13 protein-coding genes are annotated in these 16,281 nt (G+C 73.0%); 9 read left to right on the top strand and 4 right to left on the bottom strand.

Annotation, left to right across the window (positions count from 1 at the left end; all coding sequences use genetic code 11):
• Positions 1 to 109: 109 nt before the first annotated feature.
• Together ACFVSN_RS18720 and ACFVSN_RS18715 are read right to left on the bottom strand one after the other, a co-directional pair.
• Positions 110 to 1,345 (bottom strand): hypothetical protein, encoded by a 1,236-nt coding sequence (locus ACFVSN_RS18720; protein ID WP_387956181.1) that lies wholly within the window; start codon positions 1,343 to 1,345, stop codon positions 110 to 112.
• The gene (locus ACFVSN_RS18715; protein WP_387956180.1) at positions 1,342 to 2,184 is read right to left on the bottom strand and encodes an alpha/beta fold hydrolase; all 843 of its coding nucleotides are present in this window, start codon (positions 2,182 to 2,184) and stop codon (positions 1,342 to 1,344) included. The genes ACFVSN_RS18720 and ACFVSN_RS18715 overlap by 4 nt, the downstream gene beginning before the upstream one ends.
• 344 nt (positions 2,185 to 2,528) lie before the next feature.
• On the opposite strand from ACFVSN_RS18715, the gene ACFVSN_RS18710 reads away from it, so the two are divergent.
• The 8 genes from ACFVSN_RS18710 to ACFVSN_RS18675 all read left to right on the top strand — a co-directional run bounded on the left by ACFVSN_RS18710 (position 2,529) and on the right by ACFVSN_RS18675 (position 11,860).
• Positions 2,529 to 4,370 (top strand): FAD/NAD(P)-binding protein, encoded by a 1,842-nt coding sequence (locus ACFVSN_RS18710; protein WP_387956226.1) that lies wholly within the window; start codon positions 2,529 to 2,531, stop codon positions 4,368 to 4,370.
• On the top strand, positions 4,367 to 5,104 hold the full coding sequence (locus ACFVSN_RS18705) for a class I SAM-dependent methyltransferase (RefSeq protein WP_380442886.1): 738 nt from the start codon (positions 4,367 to 4,369) through the stop codon (positions 5,102 to 5,104). Before ACFVSN_RS18710 ends, ACFVSN_RS18705 begins: the two co-directional genes overlap by 4 nt.
• 3 nt (positions 5,105 to 5,107) lie before the next feature.
• Complete coding sequence (locus tag ACFVSN_RS18700) at positions 5,108 to 6,598, top strand: argininosuccinate lyase (protein WP_387956179.1); 1,491 nt, start codon at positions 5,108 to 5,110, stop codon at positions 6,596 to 6,598.
• A 125-nt stretch (positions 6,599 to 6,723) separates the two neighbouring features.
• A complete protein-coding gene (locus ACFVSN_RS18695) occupies positions 6,724 to 7,662 on the top strand; it encodes a kinase (protein ID WP_387956178.1) in 939 nt (312 codons plus the stop codon).
• On the top strand, positions 7,652 to 9,916 hold the full coding sequence (locus ACFVSN_RS18690) for a pyridoxal-phosphate dependent enzyme (RefSeq protein ID WP_387956177.1): 2,265 nt from the start codon (positions 7,652 to 7,654) through the stop codon (positions 9,914 to 9,916). The genes ACFVSN_RS18695 and ACFVSN_RS18690 overlap by 11 nt, the downstream gene beginning before the upstream one ends.
• The gene (locus tag ACFVSN_RS18685) at positions 9,913 to 10,632 is read left to right on the top strand and encodes an AzlC family ABC transporter permease (RefSeq protein ID WP_380442894.1); all 720 of its coding nucleotides are present in this window, start codon (positions 9,913 to 9,915) and stop codon (positions 10,630 to 10,632) included. The genes ACFVSN_RS18690 and ACFVSN_RS18685 overlap by 4 nt, the downstream gene beginning before the upstream one ends.
• Positions 10,632 to 10,931, top strand: a complete 300-nt coding sequence (locus ACFVSN_RS18680) for an AzlD domain-containing protein (protein ID WP_329925222.1) — start codon at positions 10,632 to 10,634, stop codon at positions 10,929 to 10,931. The genes ACFVSN_RS18685 and ACFVSN_RS18680 overlap by 1 nt, the downstream gene beginning before the upstream one ends.
• 185 nt (positions 10,932 to 11,116) lie before the next feature.
• On the top strand, positions 11,117 to 11,860 hold the full coding sequence (locus tag ACFVSN_RS18675) for an alanyl-tRNA editing protein (RefSeq protein WP_380442898.1): 744 nt from the start codon (positions 11,117 to 11,119) through the stop codon (positions 11,858 to 11,860).
• 432 nt (positions 11,861 to 12,292) lie between these two features.
• Here ACFVSN_RS18675 and ACFVSN_RS18670 read toward each other — a convergent pair whose 3' ends face one another.
• Positions 12,293 to 13,276, bottom strand: coding sequence for an aldo/keto reductase (locus ACFVSN_RS18670; RefSeq protein WP_387956176.1), 984 nt, complete (start codon positions 13,274 to 13,276; stop codon positions 12,293 to 12,295).
• A gap of 55 nt (positions 13,277 to 13,331) precedes the next feature.
• Entirely contained in the window at positions 13,332 to 14,630 is a 1,299-nt protein-coding gene (locus ACFVSN_RS18665) for a cation:proton antiporter (protein WP_387956175.1), read from the bottom strand.
• Between the two features lie 215 nt (positions 14,631 to 14,845).
• Here ACFVSN_RS18665 and ACFVSN_RS18660 point away from each other — a divergent pair, with 215 nt between their 5' ends.
• Complete coding sequence (locus ACFVSN_RS18660; protein WP_387956174.1) at positions 14,846 to 16,039, top strand: ROK family protein; 1,194 nt, start codon at positions 14,846 to 14,848, stop codon at positions 16,037 to 16,039.
• The last annotated feature ends 242 nt before the right edge of the window (positions 16,040 to 16,281 follow it).

The following is a 16,281-nucleotide window of genomic DNA, read 5'->3' as shown; positions in this document are numbered from 1 at the left end:
GATGCCCACCCCCCGTTGATACAGTTGTATCAGATGGAGGGCGTCACGGAAGAGCCACCGCCCTCCGACCCGGCACGCCTTACCGCAGCACGCCTTACCGCGGCACCGCTTACCGCAGCACCTCCGCGAGCACCTCACCCAGCGGCGGTCCGTCCATCGCCGCGCGCAACTCCTCGACGGCAGAGCGCCGTTCCGCCGCCCCGAGCGCCAGGTACTGTTCGATCCGCTCGTTCAGGCAGCGGCGGAACCGGTCGTAGTGGCCGTCGTCGCGGCGGATCCGCCCGGCCAGCTCGACCAGCGCCGCCGTCCCCGTGAAGTCGTCCTCCGGGACCGGGCGGTCGGGCAGCAGGTCGGCCAGGCCGACGGCGGTCTTGGCGAACAGCGTCCGCTCCAGCCGGCGGACGGTGAACAGGTGCGCGTAGTGCTGCTCGGGCAGCGCGAGCGGGAGGCGGCCGAGCGCCAGCGCCTCGTGGAGGGCGGTCAGGCCGGGGGTGAGCAGGTAGTCCGGGGTGGAGGCGACGTGCCGGAGCAGCTCGCGCTGCGGCACCAGCCGGCAGTCCGCCCGCCGTCCGTCCACCGTCACCGTGCGCGCCCGCCGGCCGCCGAACGGCCCGCCGCAGACCAGGACGCGGCGGAACCGGGGCCAGTCGCGCAGAAGGTCGGGCAGCCAGCGCTCGATCAGCAGCAGGTAGTCGTTGTGCTCGTCGAAGTCGAGCAGGAAGTTACGGAACCCGCCGAGGTTGATCAACAGGTCGTACTCCGACGCGGCCGGCTCCGCGCTCGCGGCCGCCCGCAGCCCGTCGTGATCCACCAGCGCGCCGGTCGTCCGGGGCACCCGCCCCACCCCCAGCCCGGCGAACTCCGCGATCCGCTGCCGCACCCCGGGGAAGTTCTGCACCAGCCCGTGAGTGGCCAGCAGGTGGGCGGCCACCACCCGCTCGTGCGGGGACAGTTCACCGAGGTGCCGGTCCGCCACCGCGAACCCGGACCGCGGAAGCGTCTCGCAGAGCCGCAGGATCTCCGCGAGCGGCCGTTCCAGGCGCCAGAACGCGAACAGGCTGTCCAGCAGGACCACCGGCCGGTCCGCCAGCACGCCGTGCAGCACGAGGTCGGCGTCCATCACGGACACCACGCGGTCGCAGCCGGCCAGCAGCCGGCTCAGGTCCGCGTCGCGCGGGGCCGGCGAGCGGATCTCGTCGAAAGCCTCCGGATTGCAGTGCGCGAACTCGGCGGCCACGCCGTCCCCGACGAAGATTCGCTCGTGGCCGCTCAACGCGCGCGAGACCGCGACGAGTTCGGCCGCCGGCCCGAACCCGCAGTTCTGCGCCCCCATCACGAGTCTCACGACACCCCCTCCAGACCCGCCGGCACCGCCGCGGACCCGGCCGGGAGTGCGTCCAGCACGGCGCCCAACTGCCGGGCGAACTCCTCGGGATGCTTGGCGTACCCGGCGTGGCCGCCCGGGAAGAGCGCCAGGTCGCGGCCGAGGAGGGCCGCGAGAGCGGCGACCGGACGGTGGATCAGGTAACCGCACGACTCCAGGCCGCCGGCCGGCGTGATCCGGTCGGCGAGCCCGCCGAGCGCGGCGACGTCCAGGGGGAACGCGGTCGTCGGGCGCATGACGTGGGCCAGGAAGAACTCGTTGTTGTCCCGCACCTCGGGCAGCGCGGGCGCCGGCCGTCCGCCGAAGGCGCCCGCGAGGCTCAGCATCGCCGCCGCGGCCCCGTCCCGCCGGTAGGTCTCGTGCACCTCCTCGAAGAACGCGACCTGCGCCTCGCCGTCCGGCAACAGCCGCATCGCCGGGGGCTCGTGGGCGACCACCGCGGCCACGCGGTCGGGGTGCGTCCGCAGCAGTTCGAGGGCCACGAGCGCGCCGGCGCAGCTCCCCAGGGCGAGCACCGGTTCGTCGCCCACGGCGTGCCGGTCGAGCAGCCGCAGCGCGTCCTGCGCCTGGACGTCGACCCGCTGGTCGACCGGCGGCCCGTGGAGGGGGCTGCGGGAGATTCCGCGCGGGTCGTAGCTCAGCACCCGGTAGCGGGTGGCGAGTCGTTCGGCCAGTGGTTCGAACACCGCCGCGTCCGAGGCGCCGCCGGGCACCAGCAGGAGCAGTGGTCCGGTGCCTCTGAGCTCGTGGTGCAGGCGTGCCCCGGGGACGTCCAGGGTGCCGGTCTCCAGCGCTGCCATCACGTGCTCCAGGCGCGTTCCGGTGTCGGGCGGTCCCCGGCAGGATACCCACCGGACGCGAACGTTCCGGTGATCCGACGCGCTGGCGGAAACGGGCCGGAACGCGAGTGCGCCCCGGCACGGAAATCGCCTCAGGATCCTCCCGGACAGCACACAGCACACGAATTGATCGAAGCACCTTGCGTCACACTGATCGAGCACAGACTCTCCGGTAAGGCCACGTCATAATCGGAGTATGGACTTTGGGTTGTCGGTCGCGTAGCGTGGCCGCCGTCGATCTCATCGACTTCTCATGTCTCCGGGGGTTTCACTTGGCATCGGAGTATTCAATCGCCATCATCGGCATGGGTTCTCGCGGGTGCAGCATCCTTGAACGGATCGTCACCCTGGCGCCCAGGATCGGAAAGCACGGCGCACCACCCGGCCGGTTACGCGTGGAGATCATCGACCCTTTATCCGAGGGCGAGGGACTCCATTCGGTCTCGCAGCCCGACTACTTACTGCTGAATACCTTGTGCGGCGAGATATCGATGTTCCCCGACCGGGACGCGGTCGGGGCGTACGCGGGCGAGGCCGGCCCGAGCCTGTACGAGTGGGTGACCGAACGCGGTCTGATGATCGCCGGGGACGGGCACACGGTGGGCCGCACCGGCCGTCCGGTCCGGCCGAACGACTTCCTGCCCAGGCGGCTGCTGGGCGAGTACCTGCAGTGGTTCCTCGCCCGCCTGCGCGAGCGGGCCCCGTCCTGGCTGAGCGTGACCGTGCACCGCTCCCGGGCGACCTCGCTGGCCTCGGATCCCGGCTCCGGCGTCCGGATCGGCCTCGCCGACGGTTCCACGGTCGGCACCGATTACGCCTTCCTGACCGTCGGCCACGTCCCCAACCGGGAGAATTCCCCGCCGATCGCATCCGAATTCCCGTCGGCCGCCGCCCGGCACATCGGCGACCCGTACCCGATCCCCGACAAGCTCGCCGTGATCCCGCCGGAGGATTCGGTGGCGGTCGCCGGATTCGGCCTGTCGGCCATGGACGTCATCGCCGCATTGACGGTCGGCCGCGGCGGCCGATTCGTCCCGGACGGCCGACGGCTGCGCTACCGGCCCGGCGGGGCCGAACCGGAATTGCTCCTCTATTCCCGTTCCGGAGTCCCGTTCCGGGCCCGCCCGCACCGCATGCGAATGAGCAGCCGCTTTCAGCCGCTCGTCCTCACCCGGGCGACGGTGGCCGAGTTCCGCGAGGCCGGGCCCCTCGACTTCGACGACTGCCTGTTCCCGCTGCTGCTGACCGAGATGCGGATCGCCTACCACCGGTGCCGCGCCCTGGTCGAGGGCGGCGCCGACGCCGAGGCGGCGCTCGCCGCCGAGCTCACCGCGGCGGCCGACACCGACAAGCTCCCCGCGACGCTCGACCTGCTCGACCAACTGCACGGCCCCTTCGACCCGTTGAAGGCCTGGGACGACTCGGCCGCCATGGAGCTGCACGACAGCGCCGGCTATCAGCACTGGCTGACGGAAACGATTCGCCACGATCTCGTCGAGGCCGACCGCGGACTGGACCACAGCCCCCTGAAGGCAGCCCTGGAGGCCGTCCGCGAGGTCCGCGACACCCTGCGCGACGCCGTCAACTTCGGCGGCCTGACGAACGCCTCCCTCGACCGGTTCCTGCGCACCACCGTGCCGCTGTTCAACCGTGCGGTGGTGGGCCCCCAGAAGGAGCGGCACGCCGAACTCCTCGCCCTCATCGAGGCGCGGGTCGTGCGCACGCCGTTCGGCGCGGCCCCGTCGGTGCACTGGAACGACGACGACGGCCGGTGGACGATCGCCTCGACCCGCCTGGCGACCCCGCACCGCGAGGACGTCGACTGGCTCTGCGCGGGCAACTCGCCCTGGCCCGCCGTGGACTCCTCCGCCAGCCCGCTGATCCGCTCCCTCCACGAGGACGGCCGGATCCGCCGCCTGCTCCCGGAGAGCACCGCCGTGCGGGGCGCCGACGTCGACGCCTCGCTGCACCCGGTCGACGCCGCCGGAGTGAGCGACCCGCGGCTCTGGCTGATCGGGCCCCTGTGCGAGGGCGCCACCTTCTACAACCACCTCGTTCCGACCCCCGGATACTCGCGCGCCTTCGTCGACGCCCACCGCTGCGTCGCGGAGCTCTTCGCCCTGGACAACGAGAGGAACGCCCAGTGACCACCGACACCGCCGCCGGCCGCCCCGGCGCCGCCAACGCGCAGGACGAACTCGCCAAGGGCCAGTGGAACGACGCCTACCGGCTGGAGGACGGCCACACCAACCTCTGGGGCGACCCGCCGGTGCCCTACGTCGTGAACGCGGCCAAGCTGTTCGCCGACCACGACGCCTTCGTCGTCCTGGACCTCCCGTGCGGCGACGGCCGCAACCTGCCGCCGCTCGCCCAGGCGGCCACCGTCGTCCTCGGCGGCGACACCTCCCGCAACGCGATGGGGATCGCCCGTCGGGTGGTGGCCAAGGCCAACGCCGACAACGTCGTCTTCAAGGTGACCGACGCCTTCGCCACCGGGCTGCCCGACGACTCCGTCGACGGGATCTTCTGCTGGGACCTCCTCGGTCACCTCACCGAGCCCGTCAAAGCACTCCAGGAGCTGTACCGGATCTGCCGCCCCGGCGGGCACGTCGTCGCGAACATGTGGACGATGAACGACTGTCAGGTCGGCGACCCCGGCATGAAGGAGGTCCGGCCGAAGGAGTACCTGGACCACGCCGACTTCTACTGCCGCTTCTTCGACCGCCCCGATCTCGACGCCTACCTCGCCGACGCCGGGCTCGCCGACGAGGTCGCCGCGGTGGAGCTGCTGCGCTGGATGGAGCCCCCGCACGCCGGCTACCGGCCCTACTTCCACGAGCACGAGAGCCTGGCCTTCACCATCCGGAAGAAAGGTCGGTGACCCGTGGCGGCTCCCCTGACCGGAAGGATCACCGCGAACCCGCACAGCCTGCTCCACGAGGAAGTCCTGGCCCCCCAGTTCGAGTTCGAGCTGGAGCACCTCCTGCCCTGGTACCTGGCGATCGAGAAGGTGCTCGCCCTGGAGTACCTGCGGATGGGCCTGATCGACGCCGGGCAGGCCGAGCTGATCGGCAAGGCGCTGCACGGCATCACGGCGACGACGGTCTCCGCCGATCCCGAGCGCAACATGTCGGACATCGCGTTCGCGCTGGAGCGGCACGTCGACCGGCGACTGCCCGCGCCCGTCCCGGCCTGGCACGTCGACCGCAGCCGCAACGACCTCCAGGCCTGCGCCCAGGTGATGTTCGCCCGGCACCAGCTGGCGCTCACCGCCGACGCGCTGCTCGCCCTCGGCCGCTCCGCCCACCGCCTGGCCGGGGAGACCACCGAGCTGCTCATGCCCGGGTACACCCACGCCCAGGCCGCGCAGGTCATCACCCCCGGCTACTACCTCGCCGCCGTCGGCGAGGAGGTGCTACTGGCGGCCCGCCGGCTCCTCACGGCCCACGACGAGATCGACCTGTGTCCGCTGGGCGCGGGCGCGATGGCCGGTCAGGAGCTCGCGTGGGACCGCGACCGCGCCGCCCGGCTGCTCGGCTTCGCCGGCCCGCGCCCGCACGCCCTCGTGGCGGTCGCCTCCCGGGACTGGGCGCTGCGGATCACCGGCGAACTGTCGCTGTTCGGCGTGGTGCTGAGCCGCTTCACCACCGACCTGATCTCCTGGGGCAGCAGCGAGTACGGCTTCATCGACCTGCCGGACGCCTACGCCGGGATCTCCTCGGCGATGCCGCAGAAGAAGAACTTCCCGCTCCTGGAACGGATCCGCGGCAAGACGGCCCACCTCGCCGCCTTCCACGTGGACACCCTGACGGGCCAGCGGAACACCCCGTACTCCAACTCGGTCGAGGTCTCCAAGGAGGCCGGCGCCAACGTCCTGACGGCGTTCCGCACCGCCCGCAGCGCGTTCACCCTCGCCACCGCCGTCCTGGACAACCTGGAGTTCCGCGCCGACCGCATGCGCGAGGCCTGCGAGCGCGAGTACCTCGGCGGGTTCACCCTCGCCAACCTGCTCACCCTCGACGAGGGCGTCCCGTGGCGGACGGCGCAGGTGGTGGCCGGCGGCTACGTCCTGGCCGCCGCCGAGCAGGGCGCGTCCCCCCGGGACGTCCGGCCCGACCTCCTGCGGCAGGTCGCGAAGGACCACGGCTTCGAGATAACCGAGCCGCAGCGCCTGCTCGCGACCGCCTTCGACACCGACGCGAGCATCCGGCGCAAGGTCTCCGCCGGGTCGACCCGGCCGGACGAGGTCCGCACGATGCTCGCCGACCAGTCCGACCGCTACGACGGGATCCAGGCCGCCTGGGACGCCCGGCGCCGCCGGATCCGCGAGGCCGGGGCAGAGTCGGACCGCCTGCTGGGCCTCACGTCCGGCTGAGCCGCCGGCGGGACACGGCAACGCCCGGCGCCGCACGGCGACGGACGATCACGGACATCCACCGACGGCCACCGACGCTCAATGACGGCCGATGACGCTCAATGACGGTCAACGAGGAAACCATCATGTTCATACGGAAGGAAGCGGGCATCGGGGTCGCCAACGGCACCTTCGGGGAACTGCTGCAGGGGATGCTGCTGGAACGCCAGCGCCGCTTCCTGGTGACCCTGCCCATCGACGCCTGGTCGACCGCGGTCTTCCGGGCCACCACGACCACCGACGAGATCACGGTCAGGCCCACCTGGAAGCACAAGTCCCGGCACCTCGCCACCCGGATCCTGCGCGCCCACGGGTACATCGGCGGCGGCACCCTGGAGCTCGACTCCGCGATACCCGAGGGCAAGGGACTGGCCAGCTCCTCGGCCGACCTCGTCGCCACCGCCCGCGCCGTGGCCGACAGCCTGGGGATCACCCTCGCCGAACCGGAGATCGAGTACTTCCTGCGCGGGATCGAGCCGTCCGACGGCGTCATGTACGCGGGCGTCGTCAGCTACTACCACCGCGAGGTGCGCCTGCGCGAGCGGCTCGGCTTCCTGCCCCCGCTCACCGTCGTGGCCCACGACCCCGGCGGCACGGTCGACACCGTCGGCTTCAACCGGACGGTCACCGCGCCGACCCTGCGCGAACGCCGCGAGTACCGCGACCTGCTCGACACCCTGAGCACTGCCGTGAGCTCCGCCGACCTCGCCACGATCGGCGAGGTCGCCACCCGCAGCGCCGAACTGCACACCCGCCGGCTTCCCCGCCCGGACTTCGAGGAACTGCACCGGATCTGCCGCGACCACGACGGCCTCGGCCTGGTCGTCGCCCACAGCGGCACCGTCCTCGGCATCCTCCTCGGCGAACACGGCGCCGACCCGCCGCGGCTCGAACAGGTCCTCGCCCGCTGCGCCCGCCTCCCGGGCACGGTCGAGGTCCACCGCACGCTCGGCAAGGCCGATTACGACACCCCGCACCCCTCTGTCCACCACGCCGGCTCCATCGGAGGAGACTGTGCTCTTTGACAGTGTTGTCGACGCGATAGGCCACACCCCACTCGTCCGGCTGCGCCTCGACGCGCCCGCCGGCGTGGAGGTCTTCGCCAAACTGGAGTGCCAGAACCTCTACGGGATGAAGGACCGGGTCGCCCGCACCATCATCCTGACCGCCAAACGGACCGGCGCCCTGCCCGACGGCGCCGCGATCGTCGAGAGCTCCTCGGGGACGATGGCCCTCGGCGTGGCCCTCGTCGGCCGCGCGCTCGGCCACCCCGTCCACATCGTCACCGACCCGCGCATCGACGACATCACCCTCGCCAAACTGCGCTCCCTCGGGTGCGAGGTCCACATCGTCGAGGCCATGACCGGGACGGGCTGGCAGGGCGCCCGCCTGGAGCTCCTGGCCCGGCTGCGCACCGAACTCCCCGGCGCGTTCTGGCCGGACCAGTACGGCAACCCCGACAACCCGGCCGGCTACCGCGCCCTGGCCGCCGAACTGCTCGACGACCTCGGCGGGTTCGACGTGCTGGTCGGCTCGGTCGGCAGCGGCGGCTCGCTCTGCGGCACGGCGCGGCAGTTGCGGACCACCCTGCCCGAGCTGCGGGTCGTCGGGGTGGACTCCGTCGGCAGCGTCCTGTTCGGCCAGCCCGACCGGCCCGGACGCAAGCAGAGCGGCCTCGGCAACAGCCTCCTGCCGGGCAACCTCGACCGGCGGCTGATCGACGAAGTGCACTGGCTCAACGACCTCGAAGCCTTCACCGCGACCCGCGACCTCGCCCGCGACCAGCAGATCTTCGCGGGCAACACCTCCGGGTCCGTCTACCAGTTGCTGCGCCACCTGGCGGCCCGCGCCGCCCCGGGGACGAAGATCGTCGGCATCCTCCCCGACCGCGGCGACCGCTACACCCGCACCATCTACGACGACGACTACTGGACCGAACATCAGGTGGACCGACAAGTGCCCGCCACCGAACCCCTCACGATCACCCCGGGCCAGGTCGCCGAGCACTGGTCCCGCACCGAGGAGATCGAACGCTCCACGAACCGCCAGCGCCTGCTCTTCGTCGAGTCGAACACCACCGGCACCGGCATGCTCGCCCTCCGGCTCACCCGGGACCTCGGTCTCACCCCGGTCCTGCTCACCAACTCCCCCGAGCGCTACCCGGACGTGGCCGGCACCGGCTGCGAGGTGGTCACCTGCGACACCAACTCCGCCGCCGCACTGCGCGAGACCGTCCGCGCCGCCTGGCGCCGGGAGGAGATCGCCGGGGTCGCCACCACGAGCGACTTCTACCTCCCCGCGGTGGCCGGACTCACCACGCTCCTGGGCCTGCCAGGGAACTCCGTGGAGAGCATGACCGCGTGCCGCGACAAGGCGGTCACCCGGGCCCGCCTGGCGCAGGCCGGCGTCCGGCAGCCGCGGTTCGCGGTCCTGGCCGACCCGGCGGACGTACCGGAGGCGGTGGCCCGGATCGGCCTGCCCTGCGTGGTCAAACCCGCCGACGACAGCGGCTCCAACAACGTGCTGCTCTGTTCGACAGCCGAACAGGCGGTCGCGCAGAGCCGGGTGATCCTCGCCGAGACGGTCAACGTCCGTGGGCAGGCCACCGCCGGCACGGTGCTCGTCGAGGAGTACCTGGACGGGCCGGAGTTCAGCGTCGAGACGTTCAGCCGGGCGGGCGAGGTGCACTGCGTCGGGATCACGCAGAAGCACCTGGCGGGCCCGCCGCACTTCGTCGAGCACGGCCACGTCTTCCCGGCCGCCGTGCCGCCGCACGTCGCGGACGACCTGACCGGGGCCGCCCGGCGGGCCGTCCGGGCGGTCGGACTGACCAGCGGCGCCGCCCACACCGAGGTCCGGCTCACCCCGGAGGGCGCGGCCGTCGTCGAGGTCAACGGCCGCCTCGCGGGCGGGATGATCCCCGAGCTCGTCCGGCTCTCCACCGGGATCAGCCTGCTCGAGGAGCAGGTCCGCGCCGCCCTCGGCCGCCCGCCCCGGCTGGACCGCGTCCCGGCCCGGGCCGCCGCCATCCGCTTCCTGCTCGCCGAGCGCGAGGGCACCTTCTCGCACGTCTCCGGGACCGAGGCGGCGCGGGCCCTCGAAGGCGTCCGCCATGTCACCGTCACGGCTCGCCCGGAACAGCGGGTGGAGCCCGCGAAGAACGCATACCATCGGCTCGGCTACGTCATCGCCGAGGGCGAAACCCCCGACGCGGCCGCCGAGTTGTGCGCCAAGGCGCACGACGAACTGACGATCGTGCTGCGAGAGCGGAATCCATGACCAAAGCGCAATCCACCGCGAGCCCGGTACCCACCGCCGACAGCTGGCCGCGGCAGAGAGCCGCCGTGCTGCGGGACGCGGTGGGCGTCGGGCTCGCGGTCGGCGCCCTGGGCCTGTCCTTCGGCGCCCTGGCCGTCGTCGCCGGCTTCTCGGTCCTGCAGAGCTGCGTGCTGTCCCTCCTGATGTTCTCCGGCGCCTCACAGTTCGCCGTGATCGGCGTCCTCGGCGCCGGCGGCGCGGCCCTCACCGGCGCGGCGACCGCGACCCTGCTGGGCGTGCGCAACAGCCTCTACGGGCTGAACCTGTCCGCCCTCCTCCAGGTCGGCGGCCTGCGGCGGGTGGCCACCTCGCAGCTGGTGCTCGACGAGAGCTCGGCGATGTCCATGGGACGCGGGACCCGGCGCGAGGCGCGGCTGGCCTTCTACGCCACCGGCGCGGCCGTCTTCGTCTGCTGGAACATCGCCACGCTCGCCGGCGCCCTCGGCGCGAAGGTCCTGCCCGATCCGGAGGCGCTCGGCCTGGACGTCGCGTCGCCCGCGGCGTTCGTCGCCCTGCTGATGCCCCGGCTGCGCGAACGGCGGTTCTGGGCGGTGGCCGTGGCGGCCGCCGCCGTCGCGCTCGCCGGGGTGCCGCTCCTGCCCGTCGGGGTGCCGGTGCTGCTCGCCGGCCTGGTCGCCGGCGTCGCCGGCCTCGCGCTGCGCAAGGAGAGCCGCTGATGTGGACCGCGATCCTGCTCGGCAGCCTCGGCGTCTACCTGCTGAAGCTGGCCGGCCTGTGCGTGCCGGAGTCGGTGCTCAAGCGGCGGCGGGTCCAGGAGATCTCGGCGCTGCTGCCCGTCGCCCTGCTGGCGGCGCTGGTCGCCGTGCAGACCTTCAGCCGCGGCCACGACCTCGTCCTGGACGCCCGCGCGGCCGGCTTCGGCGTCGCGGTGGTGGCCGCGGTCCTGCGGGCGCCCTTCCTCCTCGTGGTGGCGCTCGGCGCCGCGACCGCCGCGCTGCTCCGGCTGGTGAGTTGACGTAGCGTCACGTGTTCGACGACGGACCGCGTATGCTCGGAGCGACTGGCGACGCGCGGCCGTACGGGCGAGTTCGGGCAGGTCCGCGCGCGGGGATCGCCACGCGTACCGCAGAACTACCGCAGTGTCACCGGAAAGGAGAAGGAGCCGCGGGCCCGGTCGGGCTGCCGCGGCTCCAACTGCCCATGGGAATCGACCACCACGGCCGCACGCACCGGCTGGACTGGGAAGACGTCACGCTGAGGGAATGGGACTGCACGGTCCTGTGGTCGGATCCGGCCGATCCCGAGGCCGGGATCGTCCTGGACCGCTCGGCCTTCTACCCCGGCGGCGGCGGCCAGCCGCCGGACCACGGCGTGCTGATCTGGCAGGGCGTGCAGACCTCGATCATCGGCACCCGCAAGGGCGACGACCTCTACCTGCTGCCGGCCCCGGGCGACCCCGTCCCGCCCGCGGGCACCACCGTCACCGGCGCCCTCGACGACCAGCGGCGCAGTTCCCTGATGCGCACCCACTCCGGGCTGCACGTCCTGTGCGGCACCGTCTTCCGGGACTTCGGCGCCCTGGTGACGGGCAACAACATGGAGCCGGGCGAGGCCAGGATGGACTTCAACCTGCCCGAGGTCCCGCCGGGCTTCAAGCAGGCCCTGGAGGACGCCGTCAACGCGGAGATCTCGGCCGACCGCAAGATCGTGGTCCGCACCCTGCCCAAGGCGGAGGCCGAGGCCATCCCGGACCTCGTGCGCACCCAGTTCAAGGCGCCGCCGGACGTGCCCGAGGTCCGCGTGGTCGACATCGTCGGCCTCGACGCCCAGGCCGACGGCGGCACCCACGTCGCCTCCACCGGCCAGATCGGCCGCATCACCGTCACCAAGGTGGAGAACAAGGGCCGCCAGAACCGGCGCGTCCGCATCCGCCTGGAGCCCTGAGACCGGGCGGTTCGGGCGCCCGCGCCGACGGCACTCGCAAGAAAGTTCCCCTTCGCCGAAACCTTCGCGCCTTGTCATGACTGAAACACCGTCAGGGCGGGCATAACGATGACAGCCACCGACGGCCTCGGCTGAAGCTCCCCCACGAGCCCAACCGAGGCCTGGCCGGCGACCGGGCCTGGACGTGACTCCCCCCACGGAGTGGCGACCAGGCCCGCATGGTGTTCAACCAGCGACACGCAGCGTACATGCCATATCAACGTAACGCTACTGTGCCGCCGGATCGAGTGCCGCCGGGCCCGCCGGGAGGCCCCCTTCGCGACGCCTTCGGTGCCCCTGACCTGCGCGGACCCTCTGCGGCGCAGCGGCTGTTAGAGGTGCCCGTGCGGACGCGGCCGGGCTGAGGCACTGCGGCCCCAGGGCGGGCCGGCGTCACCAGCGGTCGTGCACCTGGGGCCGGATCCGGCGGTCGTACAGCTCCCGCACGGCGTCCAGGGTGGCCTCCGGCAGTGGCGCCAGGTCAGCGGCGGCTGCGTTGGCCCGCGCCTGCGCCACGTTACGGGCGCCCGGGATCACCGTCGTCACCCCCGGCTGCTGGGTGATCCAGCGGAGCGCCGTCTGCGCCGCCGTGGCACCCTCGGGCGCGAGTGCGGCGAATTCGGCCGCCGCCTCGACGCCGGTCGCGAAGTCCACTCCGGAGAAGGTCTCGCCCTGGTCGAAGGCCTCGCCGTGCCGGTTGTAGGTGCGGTGGTCGTCGGCGGCGAACACGGTCTGCCGGGTGTAGCGGCCGGAGAGCAGCCCGGAGGCCAGCGGCACCCGGGCCAGGATCCCCACCCCGGCGGCCTCGGCGGCCGGCAGCACCCGCTCCAGCGGCTTGAGCCGGAAGGCGTTCAGGATGATCTGCACGCTCGCGACACCGGGGCGTGCGATCGCCGTCAGCGCCTCCGCGCAGGTCTCCACGCTGACCCCGTACGCGGCGATCCGCTCCTCCGCCACCAGGGTGTCCAGGGCGTCGAACACCTCGTCCGCGGAGTACACGGGCGTCGGCGGGCAGTGCAGCTGCACCAGGTCGAGCCGCTCCACGCCCAGGTTGGCCCGTGAACGGTCCGCCCAGGCGCGGAAGTTGGCGAGGTGGTAGTGCTCGGGCCGCTGCTCGACCCGGCGGCCGAACTTCGTGGCCACGAACACCCCGGCATCCGGGCGGCCCTTGAGGTAGCGGCCGATCAACTGCTCGCTGCGGCCGTCGCCGTAGACGTCGGCGGTGTCGAAGAGGGTGACACCGGCCGCCACGGAGGCGTCCAGCACGGCGAGGGCGTCCTCCTCGCGGACGTCCCCCCAGTCCGCGCCGAGCTGCCAGGTACCGAGTCCGACGATCGAGACGGGACGGCCGGTGCGGCCGAGTACGCGCTGTTCCATGACGCGAGCCTCTCACGCCGCACCGCGCGGCACCCCGCGCCGCCCCGGCCGGCCGTCACTCCCTCGGCGCCCCCGCCCCCTCGTGCCCCGCCCCCTCGTGCCCCGGGGCCGCGGCGGTCGGGACCGGCTCGGCGGACCGGCCGTTCAGGAGCCGTGCGATGGCCACCGACCCGGCGCCGTGGATCAGGATGCTGCCGAGCACCGTGAGCGTCATGGTGTCCAGGGCGGTGACGGCGAGCGGCCCCTCCGGGAGGCCGTTGAAGGCGAGCAGGCCGAACACGATGGACGTCGTGCCGCGCGGACCGAGCGCGCCGACCATGAGCCGTTCGCGCCAGCTGAACTTCGAGCCGAGGAACGCGAGCAGGACCGGCACGATCCGCACCACGGTGAGCGCGGCCACGGCGACCACGACGATCGACCAGTCGACGCCCTCGCTCACCGTCAGCACCACGGCGTTGCCGAAGAAGAACCACATGCCCATCGTCATGATCGAGTTGGTGTCCTCGATCAGCTGGAAGTCCGAGGCGTCGGGAGCCGAGGCGCCGTGCCGGCGGACCGGCGCCTGCCGGATGAACCGGAAGGCGATGCCGCACACGAACGCGGCCACGAAGCCGTTCCCGTCCACCGACACCGTCACCGTGTACGCGATCAGCGGCGAGACGAGCACCATGATCCGCCGCGACTGCCCCGTCATCCAGCGCGCGCCGTCGGCCCGGTTCATCAGCCACGCGATCAGCGCCCCCAGCAGGAAGCCCGCCAGGAGGGCCTTCACCGCCGCCGGCACGGTCGTGCCCAGCGCCTCCGCGGGCGTGCGCGCCTCGGAGTGCGTCCCGGCCAGGATCAGCGCGAACAGGAACAGCGGCGACACGATGCCGTCGTTGTAGCCGCTCTCCACGTTCAGCACACCGCGCACCCGCGCCGGGATCCGCGGATCGCGCACGAGGGTCTCGGCCGGGGCGAAGTCGGTCGGGACGATGATGCACGCGATGAGCAGCAGCACCGCCCACGGCATGGCGGGCAGCAGCAGCCACCCGAGCAGCACCATCAGACCGAGGCTCAGCGGCATCGCCACCAGCAGCGCCCGCACCGCCGACACGGGGTCGTTGCCGAACAGCCGCCCACCCGGCAGTTCGGTGGCATCGACGAACAGCAGGACGGCCAGGATCACCTCGGCCACGTGCTGGGCGACCTCGGAGTCCATCGTCGCCGCGAGGTGACTGTGCGTGAACACCCCGGTGAGGACCCCCGCCAGCACCAACACCAGCGGGGCCCGCACGTGCCACTGCTCCAACCGCCCGGCGACCAGCGACCACGCCGCCACCACGCTGGTGATCACGATGAGTACAAAGATCATCGTCGAGAGGGTACCCCACCAAGGTGTCGACGCAGCGCGTCCGTCCCCGACGACCCGCGCGGCTGTTCGCAGGACTGCCATCGGGCTGTTACGGGTGTCCATTGACCTGCTGAAACGGGCTCGCCACCATCGGGGCATGACCTTCGCGAGCTGTCGCCGTCCCCGGTAGTCACCCCACAGGCCGTTGCCGAACCTCGACCGGACCGAGGACCACCATGACGCTCGCACTCGTCGCCGACCCCGCCCCGCCGTCCGCCGCCGACAAGCCGGAGGGGGCCGCCGCCGTGCTACGCGCCGTGCTCGATCACGGGCCCCTCGGGCGCGGGGAGCTCAGCCGGCGTACCGGGCTCAGTCCGGCGACCGTGTCGCGGCACGGCGCGGACCTGGTGGCCCTGGGGCTGGTGCGCGAAGCCGCGGCCGACCGGGAGCCGGCCCGGCCTGGGCGCCCGCGCAGGGCGCTGGAGATCGACACCCGGCGGCACGTGGCCGCCGGGGTGCACATCGCCGGCCCGTGGCTGACCTTCGCGCTCACCGACCTGCGCGGGCGGGTCGTCGCCCACGAGCGGACCGCCAAACCGCAGGGCGCCGACGCGCGGTGGGTGGCCGCCCGGCTGCCCGGCTTCCTGCGCCGGCACGCCGGCGGACGATCGGTGCTCGGCGTCGGCGCGGTCACCGGGGGCTGGGTGGACCCGGTGCGCGGGACCGTCGTGGAGAACGCGGCGCTCGGCTGGCACGAGGTGGCGCTGCGCCAGGAGCTGGAACGGGCGACCTGGCTGCCCGTGCACGTGGAGGGCCACGCCCACGCGCTCGCCCAGGCGGAGTGCCTGTTCGGCACGGCGCGCGGCGCCGACCTGGTGCACCTGTTCGTCGGCAACGTGGTGGACGCCGCCATCGTGGCCGGGGCCACCCCGCTGCGCGGCCCTCGCAACGGGGCAGGAGGCATCGCCCACCTGCCGGTGCCGGACTCCACCGCGCGCTGCCCGTGCGGCGCCGTCGGCTGCCTCCAGGCCACCGTCTCGGACCGGGCCTTCGCCGCGCGGGCCGCGGCGGAGGGGGTCATCGACCGGCCCGACCTGATGCTGCTGCTGTCGGCGGCCCGAGCCGGTGACGCCCGCGCACTGGACCTGTGCCGGACCCGGCTGCGCCTGCTGGCCGGGGTGGTGAGCCTGCTGCTCGACCTCATGAACCCGCAGGCCCTGGTGCTCACCGAGGCCGTCGCCATTCACCTGCCGGAGCTGCTGCCCGCGCTGCACACCGCCGTCGCGGCGCGCGGGCCCCGCGCCGGGGAGGCCGTGGTCCGCGCGGGCTCCTTCGGCACCGAGACGCTCGCCGTCGCGGCCACCGCCCCGGTGCTGGCGGCCGTCCACCAGGACCCGCTGGGGCTGCGCACCGCACGGAGCGTCCGGTGAACGGCATTACTTCCAGGCGGTCAGAAATCCTTGCCGGTGCCGCGAGCGCCCGGGAGACTTCAGCCATGGACGCACAGCGCAGGGCGACGATCCGGGCAGCCGCCGACCGGCAGCCCGTGAACGCCTTCCGCCTGCACCACTTCGCCGGCCTGGGCTGTTGAGCCGCCGCTGAGCCGCCGGGGCACCAGCCCCCGGGGCCCGTCCCGCCGTTCGAACGCCGTCGGCATGCTCCCGTGACCGTT

The sequence above is a fragment of the Kitasatospora sp. NPDC057904 genome (assembly GCF_042887925.1).
Lineage (GTDB): Bacteria > Actinomycetota > Actinomycetes > Streptomycetales > Streptomycetaceae > Kitasatospora.
This window is presented reverse-complemented; position numbering and strand designations above follow the sequence as displayed.

Bases quoted from the DNA above. Each gene is read 5' to 3' on its own strand.
- ACFVSN_RS18680 (WP_329925222.1), top strand. From the start codon at position 10,632: ATGTGGACCGCGATCCTGCTCGGCAGCCTCGGCGTCTACCTGCTGAAG.
- ACFVSN_RS18665 (WP_387956175.1), bottom strand. From the start codon at position 14,630: ATGATCTTTGTACTCATCGTGATCACCAGCGTGGTGGCGGCGTGGTCG.
- ACFVSN_RS18675 (WP_380442898.1), top strand. From the start codon at position 11,117: ATGGGAATCGACCACCACGGCCGCACGCACCGGCTGGACTGGGAAGAC.
- ACFVSN_RS18660 (WP_387956174.1), top strand. From the start codon at position 14,846: ATGACGCTCGCACTCGTCGCCGACCCCGCCCCGCCGTCCGCCGCCGAC.
- ACFVSN_RS18670 (WP_387956176.1), bottom strand. From the start codon at position 13,276: ATGGAACAGCGCGTACTCGGCCGCACCGGCCGTCCCGTCTCGATCGTC.
- ACFVSN_RS18710 (WP_387956226.1), top strand. From the start codon at position 2,529: ATGGGTTCTCGCGGGTGCAGCATCCTTGAACGGATCGTCACCCTGGCG.
- ACFVSN_RS18695 (WP_387956178.1), top strand. From the start codon at position 6,724: ATGTTCATACGGAAGGAAGCGGGCATCGGGGTCGCCAACGGCACCTTC.
- ACFVSN_RS18685 (WP_380442894.1), top strand. From the start codon at position 9,913: ATGACCAAAGCGCAATCCACCGCGAGCCCGGTACCCACCGCCGACAGC.
- ACFVSN_RS18715 (WP_387956180.1), bottom strand. From the start codon at position 2,184: ATGGCAGCGCTGGAGACCGGCACCCTGGACGTCCCCGGGGCACGCCTG.